This is a genomic window from Thiomicrorhabdus indica, assembly GCF_004293625.1.
GTDB lineage: Bacteria > Pseudomonadota > Gammaproteobacteria > Thiomicrospirales > Thiomicrospiraceae > Thiomicrorhabdus > Thiomicrorhabdus indica.
This window is the reverse complement of sequence record NZ_CP033040.1, coordinates 1,672,241-1,692,275: the sequence shown is the minus strand read 5'-3', so window position 1 is coordinate 1,692,275 and position 20,035 is coordinate 1,672,241. Positions and strand designations below refer to the sequence as shown.

Here is a 20,035-nt window from a genome sequence, read left to right as displayed (position 1 = left end):
AGGTTAAATTCAGTGCAGATAGCCAGTGACGAATACTTTATGCAGATGGCCATTGAATTGGCGAAAAAAGGCCTGTATTCCACTAAACCAAATCCAATGGTTGGTTGTGTTTTAGTCAAAAATGGCACCGTAATTGGTGAAGGTTGGCACCACAAAGCCGGTCTACCTCATGCAGAACCTTTGGCTATAGCGGATGCAAAGCAGCGCGGAAATGAGGTAGAAGGAGCCACGGCCTATGTAACTCTTGAGCCTTGTTCGCATTATGGTCGAACGCCTCCCTGTGCTAATCGCTTAGTCGATTCGAAGATTCAGCGTTGCGTGATTGGCATGCATGACCCAAACCCATTAGTTGCAGGGAAAGGGGTGAAAATATTGCAAGCCGCAGGCATTGAGGTGACGGTCGGTGTTTTAAAAGCTCAGGCAGAAAAATTGAACCCAAGCTTTTTATTTGCGATGCGTCACAAGAAGCCGTATGTTCGTCTTAAAATGGCGTCTAGCGTTGATGGTCGAACAGCGATGCCAAATGGTGAAAGTCAATGGATTACCGGTTCAGAGGCGCGAAAAGAAGTACATAAGCTACGTTTGCAATCTCAGGCGATTTTGACGGGGATTGGCACAGTTATGGCTGATGATCCTAGTTTAACCGTACGGTTGTCTGAACAAGATCTTCAAAGCGCTCATCTTGGGTTGCCAGAAGATACAAGTCATTGTTATCCATTGCGGATCGTTCTGGATACGCACCTAAAAATCTCACCGCAAGCAAAAATATTGCAAATGCCTGGCAAAAATTTATTAATATGTTCAGGTGAGTCATTAAAAAATAATCCTGAAAAAGTCGAATTGCTCAGTACGCAGAAGATACAGGTGCTTGGTTTACCGGCAGATCAAGAAGGTATTGATTTGAAATGTCTGATGCAGACGCTATTTTCTGATTTTGGGATTCAAAGCATTATGGTTGAAGCAGGTGCAAAACTTACCGGCCGGTTAATTGCGCAGAATTTAGTGAATGAATATCATCTATACATGGCGCCTTGTCTTCTCGGTTCTAAATCGCGGGCTATGTTTGAGTTACCGGAATTACAGACTATGAATGATAAAGTTGAGCTGGTTCCAGAATCGTGTGAAATGTTTGGTAATGATATTCGTTGGATATTGATGCCAAAACAGATGAACAATTAAAGGAAAAGTATGTTTACCGGAATTATCCAAGCCGAAGGCAAAATTGCCAAAATCGAGCCTCAAAACGGCGACGTCAAAATGACGATTCAAACCGGAAAATTAGATATGTTAGATGTTGCACTGGGGGATTCGATTGCCGCAAATGGAATTTGTTTGACGGCGATTGAATTTGGTGACGATTATTATGTTGCCGATGTTTCCGGTGAGACATTATCAGTGACCACTGCTGGCGAGTGGAAAGTGGGTACGCCTGTAAACTTAGAAAAAGCGTTGCGTCTTCAAGACCGTTTAGGTGGTCACCTAGTCTCTGGGCATGTTGATGGCGTAGGCGAGGTTAAAGAAATTTCACAAGATGCACGCTCTTGGCGCTATCAAGTCGAAGCTCCAATTGAAATTTGTAAATATATTGCGGCTAAAGGTTCGATTTGTATTAATGGCATTAGTTTGACGGTTAACAAGGTCGATGGCTGTGTGTTTGATGTCAATATTGTTCCTCATACGCGCCAAGAAACCACGATTAAACATTTTGAAGTGGGTAGCCACGTAAATTTAGAAGTGGATTTGTTAGCACGTTATTTAGAGCGTATGATGACTGCGCCACAAGCAAACACAAACTCAAGCATCACCGAACAATTTTTAGCTGAAAACGGTTATAAATCATAGATTACTGACGGACTACGAAACGGAAAAAAGACAATGCCATTAAACACCATTGAAGAACTGATTGAAGATTATAGACAAGGTAAAATGGTCATCCTAATGGATGATGAAGATCGCGAAAATGAGGGTGATCTTCTAGTGCCTGCTCAGACAGTGACTGCTGAAGATATCAATTTTATGGCACGTTTTGGACGTGGTTTAATTTGTCTAACGATGACTCGTGACCGATGCAATCAGCTTCATTTACCTTTAATGGTCAAAGACAATACTGATCCACATGGTACTAATTTCACGGTTTCGATTGAAGCAGCGGAAGGTGTCACCACAGGTATCTCAGCGGCCGATCGTGCAGTGACAGTGAGAACGGCTGTGGCCAAGAATGCAGGACCTCAAGATATTGTCACTCCAGGGCATATTTTTCCGTTGATGGCGCAGCCGGGTGGAGTTTTAACACGAGCTGGTCATACTGAGGCTGGCTGTGACTTAGCTCGATTGGCTGGTTTTGAACCTTCATCAGTTATTGTTGAAATTATGAATGAAGACGGTTCTATGGCTCGTCGTGATGACTTAGAAGATTATGCCAAAGAGCACAATATTAAAATTGGTACCATTGCCGATTTAATCGAATACCGTTTACAAAACGAAAAAACCATTGAGAGAGTTTCAGAGTGCAAATTGCCATCAGAGTTCGGTGAGTTTAGATTAATTGGTTACCAAAGCATACTGGATCAAAAAGCGCATTTTGCATTGGTGTATGGCACTTTAGAAAAAGACCAGCCTACTGCTGTTCGTGTCCATATGCTTGACACGCTATGTGATGTCTTCGGTTCAAAACGCACGGAGTGTGGTTGGTCTTTACAGTCTGCTATGAAGCAAATTGTCTCTGAAGGCAGTGGGGCAATTGTGGTACTTCGCAAACATGAAGAAGCAACTGAATTATTGGATAAAATCCAACGTTTTCAATTAAAAGACCGTGGAATTCATGCCCCGGAAATTTTACAGGAAGATGATGCAAAGACCTATGGTTTGGGAGCTCAGATTCTTGGTGATCTAGGACTTAAGAAGTTAAAGGTTATTGGTTCTGCTTGGCCTATGCACGCGCTAGGTGGCTTTGGTCTTGAAATTGTCGAGACGGTCGCAAAACAAGATTGAGCTAAGTAAGTGAGTGGGTGTTTTTATCAACATTGATTCATGCTGTGTGCTGTCAGAATAAATAATCAAATTCTCTTTGAGTGAGCTTTATGGCAAAATGCTCGTAGTTTTTAATATCAGAATGAAAAAAGTAACCGCAAAAGGAAGAAAAGATGCAAATGGTTGAGGGTAATCTTAATGCTCAAGATATGAAAATTGGTTTTGTGGTGACACGTTGGAATAGCTTTGTCGTTGATCACTTGGTAAAAGGATCAATTGAAACCATCGTGCGTCACGGTGGTTCAGAAGATAACATTACTCAAGTTATGGTACCTGGGTCATTTGAAGTCCCTTTGGCAGTTGAAAAAATGGCGGCTTCGGGAAAATATGACGCTATTGTGGCACTAGGTGCCGTCATTCAAGGCGGAACTCCACACTTTGATTATGTAGCGGGAGAAGCGGTTAAAGGGATTAGCCAAGTGATGCTGAAGCACAGTGTTCCTGTAGCCTTTGGAATTTTAACGGTAAACTCAATTGAACAGGCCATTGAACGTTCGGGTACCAAGATGGGGAACAAGGGTGAAGAAGCCACGCTTGCTGCCATCGAAATGGTTAATGTTTTAAAACAGATTTAATGGCAAGTTGAGTGTAGATTTGATTGATGAATGATTTAGTTCAGCCTGGAAAAGGCGAAGAAATTATTGAAGATGAGCCAAAGGTTTCTGCCCGTACGCAATCGCGTCGCGTGGCTTTACAGGCTTTGTATCAGTGGCAGATGACGAATAATTCTCCAATTGAAATTATGCGTTATTTTCAAGAAAACGGGTTTTTAGGCGATTTGGATTTTGATCTTTTCAAAGAATTGCTTGAAAATATTATTGAGTTACATGAAGAAGTTGATGCGAATTATGCAGAATTTCTTGATCGTAAGGTTGAGCGCTTAGATCCTGTTGAACGTGCGATTTTGCGAATAGGTTCCTATGAGTTGCAACATCAGATAGCGACTCCTTATAAAGCCGTAATTAACGAATCGGTGGAGCTTGCAAAACGTTTTGGAGCGGAAGAAAGTCATAAATTTATTAATGGTGTCTTGGATAAAGTCGCTAAACAACTCCGTACAGCTGAGATGTAATGTTCAGTTAAGTGCTTAATAAAGGCCGTAAGGCCTTTTTTTATGCCTCAAATTTAAAGAAAGAAAATCTATGTCTTCCGAATTTAATATCATTCAAAATTGCTTTGTAGGTCTTTGCCGAGAGTTACCGGCCGGTGATTTAGGGATTGGTGATGATGCTGCTGTATTGAGTGTTCCAGTTGAACATCAAGTCGTTGTAGCAACAGATACTCTAGTACAGGGAATTCACTTTCCAGAAAAAACACCTGCACAGCAAGTTGCTTGGAAAGCTTTGGCTGTGAATTTAAGTGACTTAGCCGCAATGGGGGCGAAACCATGGTGCTATTCGTTAAGTTTAAGTGTTCCGAAATCCTTAGCGAAACAGCAATGGTTTGCTGATTTTTCCAAGGGGTTAGCTGATTTATGTGCGCATTTAAATTTAAAAATTCCTTTAGTAGGAGGAGATACCACTTCAGCGAAAGAAGGGGCTTTGAGTGTTACTATCAGTGCGCAAGGTTTAGTGAAACAAGGAAAAGCAGTTTATCGTCGAGGTGCATGTGTAAATGATTGGATTGTTGTCACTGGAAATTTAGGTGAAGGGGCTTTAGGTCTTCAGGTAGACCTTGATAAGCCAGAGGTGTGTAGCATGCCCAAAGCACTTAAACTACATGCACTAAAGGCCTTGAATACTCCTGTTCCACAAACAGCTGTTGGGCAAATGCTGTCTGGTATTGTGAACAGTGCAATTGATATTTCAGATGGTCTTTTACAGGATTTGACTCATATTTTAAGGCAATCCAGTTTTGGTAATCATAGTGTCGCAATATCCGCTGAAAATCAGATGCAAAAAGGATTGGGCGCTAAAATTAATCTGCAAGAGGTGCCGGTATCAGAAGGTATGAAAGCTTATTTTTCGCAGACAAAGGATTGGGGCTTAGCGTTGAGTGGTGGAGATGATTATCAGTTGTGTCTGACTGTTTCGGAAACTAATTGGCAGGCCTTGCAAGAACTTGCAAAAGCGTTAAATGTTAAGGTAACTAGGATTGGAAAAATTATTAACCGGCCGGTCATAGAGTTGGTAGGCCAGAACAAAACTGAGAGTTTGGATTGGCAAAATGCTGAAAATCTCACTTTTGGTTTTCAGCATTTTTAAAATTTTACTATTTGTAGGGTGTTGGGCTTAGTTATTTAGCTATTGGCTTCACGACGAGCACGAACGCCTTGCGCTAATAATTCTAAGGCTTGAATACTATCGTCCCAGCCTAGACATGCATCGGTGATGCTTTGACCGTAATTTAGACTCTTGCCATTTGCAACATCTTGACGCCCTTCTACTAGGTGACTTTCAATCATTGCACCCATTAGGTTTTCATTGCCGTCAGTGAGTTGTTCTGAAATCGATTTGGCCACCAATAATTGACGTTCATGTTGTTTCATGGAATTGGCATGGGAGCAATCGACCATAAGCTTGCTATTAACCTTAGCAGATTGAAGTTTATCAACTGCTTCGGCCACGAACTTTGGTTCGTAGTTTGGCCCTTCATTTCCACCGCGCAGAATCACATGGCAATCTGGATTGCCGGTGGTTTCAAAAATAGCAGAGTGGCCTGCTTTTGTCAGCGACATGAAAATGTGTGGATTGTTGGCGGCGCGGATCGCATCAACTGCAACTTGGAAGCCGCCATCTGTTCCGTTTTTGAAACCAACAGGACAAGATAAACCAGAAGCCAATTCACGGTGGCCTTGGCTTTCAGTGGTACGAGCTCCAATGGCACCCCAAGAAACCAAGTCGGAAATATATTGTGGAGAAATTAAGTCCAAGAATTCCGTTGCGGCTGGGACACCAATGTTATTGATATCACGAAGCAAAGAGCGAGCAAGCCCAAGCCCTTTGTTGATTTCAAAAGATTCGTCCAAGTCTGGGTCATTGATTAATCCCTTCCAGCCAACGGTTGTACGGGGCTTCTCAAAATAAACGCGCATCACAATCAATAAATCGTCTTTGTATTTCTCGATTTCATTTTTTAATTGGGTTGCATAGTCGCGTGCCGCTGCAGGGTCGTGAATGGAGCATGGGCCAATAACCACTAAAATACGATCATCACGGCCGGAAAGGATGTTGTGAATTTGCTGGCGAGTATCGTAAACCGTTTGCGCAGCAGATTCTGTGATAGGAAACTGTTCATGCAACACTTCCGGTGGTTGAACTTCGGTAATGTGTTTGATTCGCAAATCGTCGGTTTGATACTTTGTCATGGCCTAAATCTTTCAGTTAAATTATCAAGCCGCTTATTATGCCATTTTTTTCAAGGAGTTTGTGTACCGCACGCTTAAACCTCTCTATTAAAACGATTGAAAAAATCATTTACTTCACGGGTCACAAAGCGAATTAACTGTGGTAACATTTAGCCGTTTTTGAAATTGAGTATTTGGACACAAAAAAGTGCATTGTAAATATATCATTAAGGGCTTTACAGAGGACGGTCGCAAGTTTCGACCAAGTGATTGGATTGATCGAATTTCATCAATGTGTGCGAGTTTTGGTGATGCGCATCGTTTGGTGTATTCTGATTTGTTGCATCCAGAACTGTTTGAAGGTCAAAAGTGTTTGATGATTGATACAGAACTGGAAATCAAAAACCCTAATATGTTCAACTACGTCATGAACTTTGTTAAAAGCAATGGGCTACAAATGCATCAAGTTTGTGAAGTTGAAGGCAGTTGGCAAAAAGTAGATGATGAAGGCGAAGCAGAAAAAGAAGACTCTGCTTAATTCATCTATTCAGGGATTAACTGAATATTAAAGAAAACCGGCTGGTGAAAACCTTGCCGGTTTTTTTGTTTGTTGTGACCCGTCCTAAATAAGATTGACACTTTTTCTGAACCGAAAAGGAAAAAGTAATGTCTTCAAACACTAAGCGCACACAGCGCGATTATTCCCTCGCTTTTAAATTGTCCGTTGTAGACCAAGTCGAAAAAGGCGAAATGACTTATAAACAAGCGCAAGCACATTATGGTATCCAAGGACGATCTACCGTTTTAGTTTGGCTTAGAAAGCATGGTAAGTTAAATTGGTCTGACGCCAACGCCATTAACCGACATCTTCGAGGAATCATTATGCCGACGACTAAAGCTGAAAAGACGCCAGAGCAGCGCATTAAAGAGCTTGAACAAGAACTCGCCGAAGAAAAACTCAAAGCCCAATTCTTTGAAGGCGTCGTCAAAGTCATGAAAGAGGACTTTGGAGTTAGCTTGACAAAAAAGCGGTTAGCCGAGTTATCGATCAAAAACAGATCCAAGGGCTCAACATAAGCAATGCTTGTCGATTCTTACAGATAAGCCGTCAGGCTTACTACCAAGGATTACAAAGGCAGCGGCTCAAAGAAAAGCAATACCGGATGATTCTGGATTTTGTACAAGCGATACGTATCAGCCAGCCGCGGATTGGTACCCGAAAGCTACACAACTTGCTATTAGCTAAAGCCCAAGAAGGATTGAAGATTGGACGAGACAAGTTGTTTGACTTGTTACGTTGGCAGCGTTTATTAGTGCCTAATAAGCGAGCCTATCATAAAACCACGCACAGTCATCATCGGTTTTATAAGCACCCCAATCTCATCAAAGAGCAGGGGCAAAGGCGTTTAGCCAAAGCGCCAGAGAAACTCTGGGTTGCAGACATTACCTATTTACCAGTACAACACGGCCAGGCCTATCTCAGCTTAGTCACCGATGCCTGTTCTCGTAAGATCGTTGGCTACCATGTGCACGACACTTTGCATGCTCAACCAGTCCTTCAGGCATTAAAGAACGCAGTGAAAAATAGATTAGGAAAAGGGGCACTCATTCATCACTCGGATAGAGGGATTCAGTACTGTTCAAAACCTTATCAAGTGTTCCATGAAAAACATGGCATTATCTGTTCGATGACGGATGGTTATGATTGCTATCAAAACGCTTTGGCGGAGAGAGTGAACGGGATTCTGAAGAATGAGTTTTTATTAACCAAGCCAAAGGATGTTGATCAGGCTCGACAAATGGTGAAAGAGTCGATTGAAATCTACAATACTCAACGTCCACACTTGGCGTTAAAATACAAAACGCCCGATGAAGTTCATCGAGCGTTTTTTACCTGAAAAAAGTGTCAACTTATTTCAGGACGGGACATTGAGGTTTTATTTTGATGTATGGCAAAATGATTTAAAACAAACTTGCTCCAAAGAAAAGCGTACACCAACCACCAATGGCAAGAAAAGGGCCGAATGCAAGAGGTTGCTCGTATGAGTGTCGTTTGAGTAAGGTTCCAATGACTCCGGCTAGGATGCTTGCTACGGCTGCAATCAGTATAATTTGTGCAAGTGCTAAAGCACCAAACCAAGCGCCGAGTGCTGCTAGCATTTTAAAATCGCCAAACCCCATGCCTTCTTTTCCAGTTATGAATTTAAAACCGTGGAACACCAGCCAAAGCAATAGATAACCGATTGCAGCCCCCCAAACAGCTTCTTCCAGTGAGGCAAACCAGCCTTGCGTGTTTATTAGCAGACCTAACCACAAAAAAGGGTAATTGATGACATCCAAGATTAAGTGGTGTTCAAAGTCAATCACACTAATCGTAATTAATGTGTAGTTAAAAATTAATGCAGCAATTCCAATTGGAGACAGTTCAAATTGCCACAAAATGACAACCGTTGAAACGGCTGTAAATAATTCAATAAGAGGATAGCGGGTGGAGATGGGGTGTTTACAGTGCAAGCATTTCCCGCGAGAGAAAAGCCAGCTAAATAATGGAAACAGTTGATACCACTTTAAACGTGTTTTGCAGTGGGGGCATTTCGAGCCACCAACACTTAGTTGGCTGAGAATTGATTGTTCTGGGTTGTAGTCAATAGTGTTGGATTCGTTACCGGCCGGTGAATTTTCACTGACCGAATTTCCGGTTTCTTGTGCAATATCATGCGTATATTGAGCCATTAATAAGCGAGGTAATCGCCAGCTTAGCATTGAAATAAAGCTGCCAATAATTAAGCCAAACAAACTACCAAATACAATAATTTGAGGTAAGTTTAATTCGAAAAAAGGAATTTGGGTGTGTGTGAACAAAATTGAAGTCCTTAGAATCTAGCTTTCAGAGCAAAACAAGCTGAATATATTAACGCAATTTTCTAGGGACAAGAAGCTGAGGAAAAGATTTATGCTTAGGCAATGGGCGCTTCTATGGATGAAACAGCCCATTGTTTTTTGTTTTACTCTTCTGAGTAGATGACACAGTTACGATCATTTTCCCAAACGGTAATTTGATGCATTTGAACTAAATCGGTTTGGATGCGGCTTTGAATTTCACGATAGAGGTATACCGCAATATTCTCGGCGGTGGGGTTGTGATCTTCTTTAAAATAGGGGTGATCATTTAAAAACGTGTGGTCTAACTCTTTGACGACTTCTTTTGCATGACGTTTGATCTCTTTAAAGTCAATGACCATACCGATGTCGTTGAGTTTGTGTCCGCGCACTTGAACCTCAATCTTCCAATTATGACCATGTAATTTTGCACAATCACCTGGGTAAGCGCGTAAGCTGTGTGCAGAGGCAAAATCTAAAAGTGTTTTTAAAACAAATGTTTGCGCCATGGAAGTGCTTTCTCAATTATCTAAAATAAGTTGTTTATTATAACTTTTTTTTATAAAAAATTCGAGTTGTGAAAACCTTGAAAACAGCAATTAGTTTAGTGGTTTCTTTGGGCAATAAATTCGATGAGTTGTTCCAAGAATCGGTGTGTATTTTTTCCAGTTTTAGAGTTGTTTGGCAGGCTTTTTAAGGCGTTTTTTGCTTGTTCAATAAGTGAGTCTCGATAACCTTTAGCCGCTTCTAAACCGAGTAATTTTGGAAAAGTGGATTTATTGGCCGCTTCATCTTTGCCTTGAGTTTTTCCAAGTGTCTGTGTGTCGGATTCAATATCGATAATGTCGTCTTGCACTTGAAATGCCAATCCAATGCTTTCGCCTAAATTTTCCAGAACCGGCCGGTATTGTTCAAATTTTGTGCTTTGACAAGCTCCCAGTAAAAATGCTGCTTTAATTAAGGCCCCAGTTTTGAGTCGGTGTAGAGTTTTCAGTTCGTCTAATGAAATAGGCGCTTCGGTATTTTCAGAGTTTAAGTCAATTTGTTGTCCGGCCACCATGCCATTCACGCCGGCGGATTTTGACAGAATTTGAATCATTTCAATTCGATGTTCTGCTGAGATTTTGTTCTCGGTAGCCAGAATTTCAAAAGCTAGAGTTTGTTGGGCATCGCCGACTAAAATAGCGGTTGCTTCGTTAAACGCAATATGACAAGTCGGTTTTCCTCGACGTAAGTTATCATCGTCCATTGCCGGTAAATCGTCATGTACTAATGAATAGCAGTGAATCAGTTCTAATGCACAAGCCGGTGCAGAAAGTTTATTTTCTTCAATTTCAAAAATTTCACCGATGGCTAAAAGCATTGCGGGGCGAATTCGCTTACCTTGATTTAGCGTTGAGTAGCGAATGGCTTCTTGCAAGTTTATAGGATTGGCTGGCAAGTTTTGAAGTGCATCATCAAGAAAGAGTTCAATTTTAGCTTGGTAGAGTTTTAGGGCTTCCATATAGAATGCTGTTTCAGAATGTCATTAAAAGGTGCACAGTATAGCTGTAGAATGACGAAAATTCAGAATATGCCATTGCCGGCCGTTAGAATAACTATAGAATTCTAAAAGTTACGTATTCGAATAGGGTGAGATGAGGAGCTAAAAGTGTTTGTGGTCTATAGCCCTGAAGGGCAATCATTTGCGGCAAATATTCAGCAATTACCTCTTATCAGGGTAGACCCCGCTACGCGTATTAACCAAGTAACGGATTCTCAATTAAAAGAATTGGATGTCGATTCACACCTGCCTAATCAAGCCCAAACACAAAAAAAATTAACTGCTTATCAAAAAAACCAAGCCGAGTCGAAACGTCGGATTGCAGTAAAGGTGGCCGAAGTGATGAGTCATCCGGTGATTACCATCGAGTTAAATAGTTTGTTGATGCAAGTATACGATCGAATGGAGCGTTTACAGATTGATTACCTTCCAGTTGTCGATGATGGTGTTTTGATTGGAATGGTTAATCGCATCCAATTGTTGAAGCGCTTAATTATTGATGAGCAAGGGAGCATTGAACAAGGTGCAAATCAGTCTTTAGCCAAGATTATGCAGAGACAAGTTGTTACGACTTCAATGGACACTGAGATTCGCCAAGTCGCTCAAGTGTTCAGTGAATTTGATGTTGGGGCGATTGTGGTCACGGATGAAGAGCGCTTGGTTGGGATTGTCACACAAGGTGATTTAGTCAAACGTTTGGCTAAAGAACCACCAGTTGAAATTTACGTCTAAATTCTCCTTTTTGACTTTTGTTTTTTTAAGGCTGCCAATAAGAATATAACCGGCCGGTATTTTCTTTCGATTTTCTCCACTTAATAAATTTGCTTTTAAAGGTCGGTTTGTTTTTATTTAAAAAGCGAATTCCTCTATAATGCTCAAATATTTTCGACGGGCGAATGGATATGTCGTTTCTCAAGCGTTATTTGATTGCTGGCCTTCTGGTTTGGTTGCCATTGGGTGTGACAATTGCAGTGGTCAAGTTTTTGGTGGATTTATTCGATCAAAGCCTACTTTTGCTGCCAATGAAATATCGGCCTGAAACCCTTTTGGGTATGGATATTCCGGGGTTAGGCGTTTTACTGTCATTTTTGTTGATCTTATTTACCGGTATGCTGGTGGCAAATTTGATTGGCAGTAAGTTGGTTGGTTTCTGGGAGTCCTTTTTAGCTCGAATTCCACTTGTTAGAAGTATTTATAAAGCGGTTAAACAAATTGCAGAAGCCGTTTTTGGTTCTGGAGAACAGACATTTCAGAATGTATTTTTGATAGAGTACCCGCGCAAAGGTTTGTGGACGTTGGCGTTTCAGACAGGAAAGAACATTTCGGAACCTCAACGCAAAACGGGAATGCCTGATGTTGTGAATTTGTTTGTGCCGACCACACCAAACCCAACTTCTGGTTTTTTTATTATGGCAGACCGCTCGGATATCATAAAACTTGATTTAGAAGTGGATGATGCTTTAAAAATGGTGATTTCAGGTGGGGTAGTTTCGCCAGAAAAACTAGCAGGTAAAAAAGCTAGAGAGCAAGAAGCATAAATTTAATCGGTTGGATTCAGGTAAAGATGGAACCGGCCGGTAGAAAAGTATTTAATAATTAACAAAAATAATTTAACAAAGGCTTTAGTTATGATGCGTACGCATTACTGTGGACAAGTAACAGAAACTTTCATTGACCAGACGGTACAGGTTGCCGGTTGGGTTCATCGTCGCCGTGACCACGGTGGGGTCATTTTTATCGATTTGCGCGACCGTGAGGGAATTGTGCAGGTGGTAGTGAATCCTGATGAGCGTCCAGAGTTTGCAGTCGCGGAAAAGCTACGCGCTGAATGCGTTTTAAGCATTACTGGTAAAGTCATTGCTCGTTCGGAAGGGACGATTAACCCAAATATGAAAACTGGGAAAATCGAGATTGTAGTGGAAAAATTGGACGTGCTGTCAATGGCAGAACCTATTCCATTCCAGTTGGATGAGAAAAATGTTGGCGAAGAGACACGTCTGAAATATCGTTATATTGATCTTCGTCGTGATGAAATGCAAAACAACCTGAAGTTGCGATATGCGATTACTCGCTCGATGCGTCGCTATTTAGATGACAACAACTTTATGGATATGGAAACACCAATCCTAACGAAATCAACGCCAGAAGGGGCACGTGATTACTTGGTTCCAAGTCGTACCCATGCAAATAAGTTCTTTGCGCTTCCACAATCACCTCAACTCTTTAAACAGTTGCTAATGATGTCTGGCTTTGACCGTTATTACCAAATTACTCGCTGTTTCCGTGATGAAGACTTGCGTGCGGATCGTCAACCTGAATTTACACAGTTAGATATTGAGACTTCATTCATGACGGAAGAGCAAGTCATGAATACCATGGAAGGTCTGACCAAAACGATCTTTAAAGAAGCGATTGGGTATGAATTTGAGGATGACTTTCCACGAATGACCTATGCGGATGCCATTTCGAAATACGGAATTGATCGTCCAGATTTGCGTATTGATATGCAACTGGTTGATATTGCAGATCTTCTACAAGATATTGAGTTCAAAGTTTTTGCTGGACCGGCTAAAGATCCGAAGGGACGTGTTGTTGCATTACGTGTCCCAGGTGCAGGCTCAATGTCGCGCAAAGAAATTGATGAATACACCAAGTTTGTTGGAATTTATGGTGCAAAAGGTTTGGCGTACATTAAAGTCAATGATATGTCAGCTGGTATCGACGGTCTGCAATCACCTATTATTAAATTCTTCCCAGATCAAGTCATGCAAATCATGGAACGTGTCGATGCAAAAGATGGTGATATTGTCTTCTTTGGCGCAGATTCTGCAAAAGTTGTGAATGATGCAATTGGTGCTTTACGTGTCAAGCTGGGTGAAGATCTTGGTATGTTAAATGGCCGCTTTAAGCCTGTTTGGGTAGTCGACTTCCCAATGTTTGAAGAAGATGAAGCAACGGCTAGAATGACAGCAATTCACCACCCATTTACGCAGCCAAAAGCAACGACAGAAGAAATTCTAAACCATGATGCGCCTGAGCAGATGTTGTCACGCGCCTATGATCTTGTTATTAATGGGCTTGAAGTGGGCGGTGGCTCAGTGCGTATTCATGATACAAATATGCAAGCAGCAGTATTTAAATTGCTTGGAATTTCTGATGAGGAAGCTCAAGAGAAATTTGGTTTCCTTTTAGATGCTCTAAAATATGGTTGTCCACCGCATGCGGGTATGGCATTTGGCCTAGATCGTCTGGTCATGATTTTAGGTGATATTCCATCGATTCGAGACGTTATCGCATTTCCAAAAACTCAGTCAGCTTCTTGTCCATTAACTGAGGCTCCTGGTTTAGTAGATAATGCCCAGCTTGAAGAGTTGCTATTACGCTTCCGAAAGCCAACTCGCGGTGGCGATAAATAATTTCGGTTGACTATGACAGTTTCACAGGCACAGAACATTCCCGTACAACTTGAGTCACGCATTCAGCAGCTTGCGAGTGATGCGCCGACTCAACCTTGGTTGAATGATCAGCAAAAACAGGCACTTAAAGCTGAGATTAAACAGCTTCTTAAGGCGAGTAATGCACAGTTAGTAGCGCATTATTATGTCGATGACGAGTTACAAGCTTTGGCAGAAGAAACCGGTGGTGTGGTCGCTGATTCACTTGAAATGGCAAATTTCGGTGCGCAATCGGATGCAGATGTTCTGGTCGTCTGTGGTGTTCGTTTTATGGGAGAGACTGCCAAGATCTTCTCTCCTGAGAAAACGGTTCTAATGCCCGACCTTGAGGCAACGTGTTCGTTGGATATCGGTTGTCCCGCAGATGAGTTTGCAGAGTTCTGTGCACAATACCCTGAACACAAGGTGGTGGTTTATGCAAATACCAGTGCTGAGGTTAAAGCGGTAGCTGATTGGGTTGTGACTTCCGGAAATGCTTTGCAAATAGTCACTTACTTAAAAGAGCAGGGCGAAAAAATTATTTGGGCACCAGATCGCCATTTAGGTGATTGGATTGAAAAAGAAACCGGTATTGAAATGATTCGCTGGCAAGGGCATTGTATTGTGCATGATGAATTCAAAAGTTTTGAGCTTGAAGAGTTACGTCAAAAACATCCTGAAGCCAAGCTTTTAATTCATCCGGAGTCTCCGGCTTCTGTTGTATCTCAGGCTGATGTTGTAGGCTCGACTAAGGTTTTGCTGAATGCGGTTCAAACCATGCCTTATGAAAAATTTATTGTGGCAACTGACTACAATATTTTTTATAAAATGCAGCAGTTGGCTCCGAATAAAACATTGATTGTTGCGCCAACAGGGGGCCATGGAGCGACATGTAAAAGTTGTGCACATTGTCCTTGGATGGCGATGAATAGCCTTCAAAATCTCCGAGATTGTCTAAAAAATCAAGCGCCGGAAGTTTTAGTGGATAATACCATTCGAACTAAAGCCTTAGTTTCCCTTGAGCGAATGTTAGATTTTTCACGTCAAGCGGGGCTAATTGCTCCGAAACAGTCCTAGGCTTTGATTTGAAAAAGCCGCGTCGTGTCTTAGGGATTGACCCCGGTTCTCGTAAAACTGGTTTTGGTATTGTCGAATCAGGACGCTATAACCCCTCATATCTTGTAAGTGGTGTAATCCGTGTCGAAAAGTTGTCTGGCGCGCAACGCCTCAAAAATATTTATCTATCGATTTGTCAGTTGATTGAACAATATCAACCTGATGTTATGGCTGTAGAAAAAGTCTTTGTGTATAAAAATCCCAAATCTGCTATCACTCTTGGGCAGGCTCGTGGCGTTATCTTGTGTGCTGCGGCCATGCATGATGTACCGATTATGGAATACACGCCTACCCAAATTAAAAGTACGATAGTTGGCAAAGGTCACGCAGGAAAGGACCAAGTGCAGTATATGGTGCAAAATCTTTTAAAGCTTACCGATAGTCCGCAAGAAGATGCTGCTGATGCTTTGGCCTGCGCTTTGTGCCATGATCGTTATATGTCATTGGGGATTGATGCTGAAAAGGTATCAAAAGGCTCGAAGTTTTAAAATATTCGTTTTTGACGTTTTAAGGTATAACTTGAAATTATGATTGGATTTCTACGCGGTAAATTGGTTAAGAAAACCCCTCCATTGATGTTTATTGATGTGGCCGGTGTTGGTTATGAAGTGGAAGCACCTATGTCGACGTTCTATTCATTGGAACTCGGGCATGAGGTGGTAATTTTAACGCATATGCATGTACGTGAAGATGCGATGCAATTGTTTGGTTTTGCAACAGAATCCGAAAAAACGCTTTTCAAAACCTTGATTAAGGTAAATGGAATTGGTGCCAAAATGGCACTGGCGATTTTATCGACCATGAGTGTTCATGAATTTTGCCAGAAGGTAGATCAGGCAGATATTGTGGCTTTAACCAAAATTCCAGGTGTCGGCAAAAAAACAGCCGAGCGCTTGCAAATTGAAATGCGAGATCGCTTAAAGCCATTAATTGACTCACAGCAGATTGATTACCAAACCGATGATTTCAGTTTAACGCAACCGGCCGGTGAATCTTCGTCTGTAAAACCTGCACCGCAAATTGGTATTAAAAACAATGCAGTATCCGCATTAGTTTCCTTAGGTTATAAAGAGTCGCAAGCCCTGAAAATGGTTGAGGCGGTATTTGATCCGAATGATAACCTTGAAACGCTCATTAAAAAGTCTTTGCAGAGCATTAAGCTTTAAGGAAAGATCTACAGGGTAGAGAGAATTAAGAATGATTGAAACAGATCGCATTGTTGGTAGCCAAGAGGTTGAGGACGATATTTATCAAGCTCCCTCTGTTCGTCCAAAACAAATCCATGAATATATCGGTCAAGAAGCGGTTCGGGATCAATTGATGTTGTCAATGCAAGCTGCGAAAATGCGTGGCGAATCTTTAGACCATGTTTTGCTTTATGGCCCCCCTGGACTTGGAAAAACAACTTTGTCTAATATTATTGCGCAAGAGATGGGAGTGACTCTTCGCCAAACTTCTGGACCCGTCATTGAAAAGCCGGGCGATTTAGCCGCAATTCTCACTCGTCTTGAACCGCATGATGTACTGTTTGTTGATGAAATTCATCGTCTTAGCCCAATTGTTGAAGAAGTTCTCTATCCTGCAATGGAAGATTATCAAATTGATATTGTCATTGGTGAAGGGCCAGCAGCTCAAAGTGTCAAAATTGATATCCCTCCGTTTACACTAGTTGGTGCGACGACCCGGGCAGGACTTTTGACTTCGCCGCTTCGAGATCGCTTCGGTCTCGTCCAACGGTTGGAGTTTTATTCGCACACCGAACTTTCTTTAATCGTCCAGCGTTCAGCCAATATTTTAGGATTGGAAGCGGATGAGGCCGGAGCACTTGAAATTGCCCGGCGTTCAAGAGGAACACCCCGTATTGCCAATCGGTTATTGCGCAGAGTACGAGATTATGCCCAGGTCAAAGGGGAAGGAATAATTACCCAAGAAATGGCAAATTTGGCATTAAATCTTTTGGAGGTCGATAATCTTGGGTTGGATAAAATGGATGTGAAGTTCTTAGAAACTTTAATTCATAAATTTGAAGGCCGGCCAGTAGGAATTGATAGTATAGCTACAGCCTTAGGCGAAGAACGCGGTACGATTGAAGATGTAATTGAGCCATTTTTGGTTCAAGAAGGGTTTTTAATACGAACGCCAAGAGGTCGAGTCGCAACCTCAAGTGCTTATTCACATTTGAAAGTTGAAAAATCAGATGTGAATGAGTAAAGTTCTTGTCAATTAATTTTGTATAAATGATTTCTAATAAGAAAACCAGTATAGAAATGTAGGGATTTTGTTCAGCAGAATGTCGTCATAGAAAAGAGGAATGCTCAATGCAAGAAATGGATTTAATGACATTGGTTTTAACTGCAAGTCCAGTTGTCCAAGCTGTCATGTTAATTTTGGCACTGATGTCTGTAGCTGTATGGGCAATTGCCTTTGCCAAAAGTAACGAATTAAGAAAATCACGTTTGCAGGCTGAGCAATTTGAAGCCAATTTTTGGAGTTCTCAAGAGCTAACAAATCTTTTTAAAGAAGTGGAGTCTAATCGTGACACCCATAAAGGTCTTTCCTTAATTTTTGCAGATGGTTTTCGAGAATTTATACGTTTACAAAATCAAGGTGTCACCAATACTACTGATTTAGTTTCTGCTTCACAACGCGCCATTAAAATCGCCTTTTCTCGTGAAAATGATCGTCTCGAAAAACATTTGAATTTTTTGGCCACAGTTGGCTCTTCAGCACCTTACATTGGCTTGTTTGGAACAGTTTGGGGAGTAATGCATGCCTTTCAATCATTAGGTAACGTACAACACGCAACTCTAGCCGCGGTTGCTCCAGGGATTTCTGAGGCATTGATTGCTACTGCAATCGGTCTTTTTGCTGCAATTCCGGCGGTGATTGCCTATAACCGTTTGAGTAATCGCGTGGATTTGTTGATGAATGAGTATGAAAATTTTGCAGATAATTTTTTAACTATTTTGCAGCGTCAAGCACATCTTTACGATAAAAAAGCCTAGTTTGAAAACGGATTATCATAAGGATTGTAAAAATGGCCAACAATTTTCGTAGTCAACGTCGCAAACGTCGATTAATGGCAGAAATCAATGTCGTTCCCTATATTGATGTGACGTTAGTATTGCTCATTATATTCATGGTTACCGCTCCCATTGTTCAACAGGCCGTAACCGTCGAACTTCCTCAGACTCCAGTTGTTGATGACGCTTCAGATTCAATGCCTACAGTGGAACCTTTTGTGATAAGTATTACGGCTGATGGCCTCTATAAAACTTCAAAATCGCCTGATACTTTCATTAGTGACCAAGAGTTGGAATTGTTGGTTGCGGAGGTGATTGCTCGTTCTCAGTTGAATGCCGAGCAAGTATTTTATATTCAAGCAGACCAAGCTGCCAAATATGGAAAAGTTTTACAGCTTTTTACAGTTTTAAAAAGCAATGGGGTTGAAAATGTGTCACTAATGACAGAGCCCGTATCTATGGATTCATTAATTGGGGCAGGAGCTTAAAAATGATTGATTTCATTAAAAGACATCCTTTGTCTGTCACGCTTGCCTTTATCCTTCATGTTGTTCTAGGCTGGCTTGTGGTCAATCAGTGGGAACATTCGTCAGAAATTATGGTTCACAATGTCGATGCCCAAAACAATAAACTTCCAGCAGAATTACCCGTTGAAGTTATTCAACCAATGAATACTTATACAGTTGATTCAAAAATTATTGAACAACAACTTGCGAACATTAAAGCGCAAGAAAATCAAAAGATTGTGCAAGCAAAGCAGTTAGAAGAAAAATCACTGGCTGAACAAAAGCGATTAAAAGAACTTGAAGCACAAAAACAACAAGAACAAAAGCGTTTAGAAGAGCTTAAGAAACAGCAAGCATTAGAAAAGAAGGAAGCGGAAAAACAAAAACGTTTGGCAGAAGAAAAGAAACGTCAAGCTGAACAAGAAGCGAAACGCATTGCTGAGGCCAAAAAACAAGCTGAGGAAGAAAAGCGTAAAGCGGCGGAAGCAATCAAAATTGCAGAAGAAGCAAAGAAAAAAGCTGAAGCCCAGCGTCAGAAAGCTCAAGAAGAAGAACGTTTAGCCAAAGAAAAACGACTCGCAGAAGAAAAGAAACGCCAAGAAGAAGAGGCAAAGGTGTTGGCGGCCAAAAAAGCGGCTGAGAAAGCAGAGCAAGAGAGAATAGCGGCAGAGAAAAAAGCCAAAGAGGCAGAGGCGGCACGTTTAGCCGAAGAGAAACGCAAACAAGCGTTAGCTAAAGAGCTTGCTGAAAAAGAAAAAGAGCGTCAACGACTTGCCGAAGAAGCGGCCCGTGCGAAAGCGCAAAAAGAGCGTGATATGGCAGAAGCTGCGTTACAACAGCAGCTCGCTCAAGAAGCAGCCCGCCAGCGAGAAGCCGAACGGCAAAAACAATTAAAAAGTATGCAACAACAATATGTTTCAGCGATTGCGTCGGATGTAAAAAATCACTGGAAAACGCCTGCCAATATTTCTGATAAAGCGGAGTGCGACTTGTATATCGTTCAGAATATGGCTGGAGAAATTCAGTCGGTGAAAGTTCTAAACTGTAATGAACATGCTAATCGTCAATTTAAGGTGGCTGCTGAACAAGCCGTATGGCGAGCTGCGCCTTTGCCGTTGGCGCCAGTGAATGAAATTTTTGAAAAAGAAATCGCGTTTAAATTCAAGCCCTAATCTAACCAGGTTTTAAGCGAGAAATTAACGCAACTAAATTTAAGG

At 41.6% G+C, this 20,035-nt stretch carries 22 protein-coding genes; 18 read left to right on the top strand and 4 right to left on the bottom strand.

The window, feature by feature from the left end; all coding sequences use genetic code 11:
- The first annotated feature begins 12 nt into the window (after positions 1 to 12).
- From ribD to thiL, 6 genes are all read left to right on the top strand, one after another.
- Positions 13 to 1,179, top strand: a complete 1,167-nt coding sequence (ribD, locus tag D9T12_RS07355) for a bifunctional diaminohydroxyphosphoribosylaminopyrimidine deaminase/5-amino-6-(5-phosphoribosylamino)uracil reductase RibD (RefSeq protein WP_240693145.1) — start codon at positions 13 to 15, stop codon at positions 1,177 to 1,179.
- Between the two features lie 9 nt (positions 1,180 to 1,188).
- Complete coding sequence (locus D9T12_RS07350; RefSeq protein ID WP_130537565.1) at positions 1,189 to 1,842, top strand: riboflavin synthase; 654 nt, start codon at positions 1,189 to 1,191, stop codon at positions 1,840 to 1,842.
- Positions 1,843 to 1,875: 33 nt separating this feature from the next.
- On the top strand, positions 1,876 to 2,991 hold the full coding sequence (gene ribBA, locus D9T12_RS07345; RefSeq protein ID WP_130537564.1) for a bifunctional 3,4-dihydroxy-2-butanone-4-phosphate synthase/GTP cyclohydrolase II: 1,116 nt from the start codon (positions 1,876 to 1,878) through the stop codon (positions 2,989 to 2,991).
- Between the two features lie 152 nt (positions 2,992 to 3,143).
- Positions 3,144 to 3,605, top strand: a complete 462-nt coding sequence (ribH, locus tag D9T12_RS07340) for a 6,7-dimethyl-8-ribityllumazine synthase (RefSeq protein WP_130537563.1) — start codon at positions 3,144 to 3,146, stop codon at positions 3,603 to 3,605.
- 26 nt (positions 3,606 to 3,631) lie between these two features.
- Positions 3,632 to 4,102, top strand: a complete 471-nt coding sequence (gene nusB, locus D9T12_RS07335; RefSeq protein WP_130537562.1) for a transcription antitermination factor NusB — start codon at positions 3,632 to 3,634, stop codon at positions 4,100 to 4,102.
- Between the two features lie 70 nt (positions 4,103 to 4,172).
- Positions 4,173 to 5,234 (top strand): thiamine-phosphate kinase, encoded by a 1,062-nt coding sequence (thiL, locus tag D9T12_RS07330; protein ID WP_130537561.1) that lies wholly within the window; start codon positions 4,173 to 4,175, stop codon positions 5,232 to 5,234.
- 35 nt (positions 5,235 to 5,269) lie between these two features.
- On the opposite strand, the gene D9T12_RS07325 is transcribed toward thiL, so the two are convergent.
- Positions 5,270 to 6,337 (bottom strand): 3-deoxy-7-phosphoheptulonate synthase, encoded by a 1,068-nt coding sequence (locus D9T12_RS07325; protein WP_130537560.1) that lies wholly within the window; start codon positions 6,335 to 6,337, stop codon positions 5,270 to 5,272.
- A gap of 187 nt (positions 6,338 to 6,524) precedes the next feature.
- Here D9T12_RS07325 and D9T12_RS07320 point away from each other — a divergent pair, with 187 nt between their 5' ends.
- Both D9T12_RS07320 and D9T12_RS07315 read left to right on the top strand, forming a co-directional pair.
- A complete protein-coding gene (locus tag D9T12_RS07320) occupies positions 6,525 to 6,854 on the top strand; it encodes a DUF3579 domain-containing protein (RefSeq protein ID WP_130537559.1) in 330 nt (109 codons plus the stop codon).
- Between the two features lie 128 nt (positions 6,855 to 6,982).
- Positions 6,983 to 8,214 (top strand): IS3 family transposase gene (locus D9T12_RS07315; protein ID WP_130536334.1). Its coding sequence is split into 2 segments (ribosomal slippage): positions 6,983 to 7,337 and positions 7,337 to 8,214, totalling 1,233 coding nucleotides; the frame shifts between segments, so codons are not numbered across the junction.
- Positions 8,215 to 8,278: 64 nt separating this feature from the next.
- Here D9T12_RS07315 and D9T12_RS07310 read toward each other — a convergent pair.
- The 3 genes from D9T12_RS07310 to D9T12_RS07300 all read right to left on the bottom strand — a co-directional run bounded on the left by D9T12_RS07310 (position 8,279) and on the right by D9T12_RS07300 (position 10,700).
- Positions 8,279 to 9,178 (bottom strand): prepilin peptidase, encoded by a 900-nt coding sequence (locus D9T12_RS07310; protein WP_130537558.1) that lies wholly within the window; start codon positions 9,176 to 9,178, stop codon positions 8,279 to 8,281.
- A 143-nt stretch (positions 9,179 to 9,321) separates the two neighbouring features.
- Positions 9,322 to 9,705, bottom strand: a complete 384-nt coding sequence (queD, locus tag D9T12_RS07305) for a 6-carboxytetrahydropterin synthase QueD (protein WP_130537557.1) — start codon at positions 9,703 to 9,705, stop codon at positions 9,322 to 9,324.
- Between the two features lie 95 nt (positions 9,706 to 9,800).
- Positions 9,801 to 10,700 carry a polyprenyl synthetase family protein gene (locus D9T12_RS07300; RefSeq protein ID WP_130537556.1) on the bottom strand — a complete coding sequence of 300 codons (900 nt, stop codon included), beginning with the start codon at positions 10,698 to 10,700 and terminating at the stop codon, positions 9,801 to 9,803.
- A gap of 147 nt (positions 10,701 to 10,847) precedes the next feature.
- On the opposite strand from D9T12_RS07300, the gene D9T12_RS07295 reads away from it, so the two are divergent.
- The 10 genes from D9T12_RS07295 (at position 10,848) to tolA (ending at position 19,990) form a co-directional block, all read left to right on the top strand.
- A complete protein-coding gene (locus D9T12_RS07295) occupies positions 10,848 to 11,471 on the top strand; it encodes a CBS domain-containing protein (protein ID WP_130537555.1) in 624 nt (207 codons plus the stop codon).
- 170 nt (positions 11,472 to 11,641) lie between these two features.
- The gene (locus tag D9T12_RS07290) at positions 11,642 to 12,277 is read left to right on the top strand and encodes a DUF502 domain-containing protein (protein ID WP_130537554.1); all 636 of its coding nucleotides are present in this window, start codon (positions 11,642 to 11,644) and stop codon (positions 12,275 to 12,277) included.
- A gap of 93 nt (positions 12,278 to 12,370) precedes the next feature.
- Positions 12,371 to 14,155, top strand: a complete 1,785-nt coding sequence (gene aspS, locus D9T12_RS07285; RefSeq protein WP_206199156.1) for an aspartate--tRNA ligase — start codon at positions 12,371 to 12,373, stop codon at positions 14,153 to 14,155.
- Positions 14,156 to 14,167: 12 nt separating this feature from the next.
- Positions 14,168 to 15,250 carry a quinolinate synthase NadA gene (nadA, locus tag D9T12_RS07280; protein ID WP_130537552.1) on the top strand — a complete coding sequence of 361 codons (1,083 nt, stop codon included), beginning with the start codon at positions 14,168 to 14,170 and terminating at the stop codon, positions 15,248 to 15,250.
- A gap of 8 nt (positions 15,251 to 15,258) precedes the next feature.
- Entirely contained in the window at positions 15,259 to 15,777 is a 519-nt protein-coding gene (gene ruvC / locus D9T12_RS07275) for a crossover junction endodeoxyribonuclease RuvC (RefSeq protein ID WP_130537551.1), read from the top strand.
- A 39-nt stretch (positions 15,778 to 15,816) separates the two neighbouring features.
- A complete protein-coding gene (ruvA, locus tag D9T12_RS07270; RefSeq protein ID WP_130537550.1) occupies positions 15,817 to 16,455 on the top strand; it encodes a Holliday junction branch migration protein RuvA in 639 nt (212 codons plus the stop codon).
- 31 nt (positions 16,456 to 16,486) lie between these two features.
- The gene (ruvB, locus tag D9T12_RS07265; RefSeq protein WP_130537549.1) at positions 16,487 to 17,500 is read left to right on the top strand and encodes a Holliday junction branch migration DNA helicase RuvB; all 1,014 of its coding nucleotides are present in this window, start codon (positions 16,487 to 16,489) and stop codon (positions 17,498 to 17,500) included.
- A gap of 107 nt (positions 17,501 to 17,607) precedes the next feature.
- Positions 17,608 to 18,294: a protein TolQ gene (gene tolQ, locus D9T12_RS07260; protein ID WP_130537548.1), complete on the top strand. Its 687-nt coding sequence runs from the start codon at positions 17,608 to 17,610 to the stop codon at positions 18,292 to 18,294.
- A 32-nt stretch (positions 18,295 to 18,326) separates the two neighbouring features.
- Complete coding sequence (locus tag D9T12_RS07255) at positions 18,327 to 18,800, top strand: ExbD/TolR family protein (protein WP_130537547.1); 474 nt, start codon at positions 18,327 to 18,329, stop codon at positions 18,798 to 18,800.
- A gap of 2 nt (positions 18,801 to 18,802) precedes the next feature.
- A complete protein-coding gene (tolA, locus tag D9T12_RS07250) occupies positions 18,803 to 19,990 on the top strand; it encodes a cell envelope integrity protein TolA (protein ID WP_130537546.1) in 1,188 nt (395 codons plus the stop codon).
- The last annotated feature ends 45 nt before the right edge of the window (positions 19,991 to 20,035 follow it).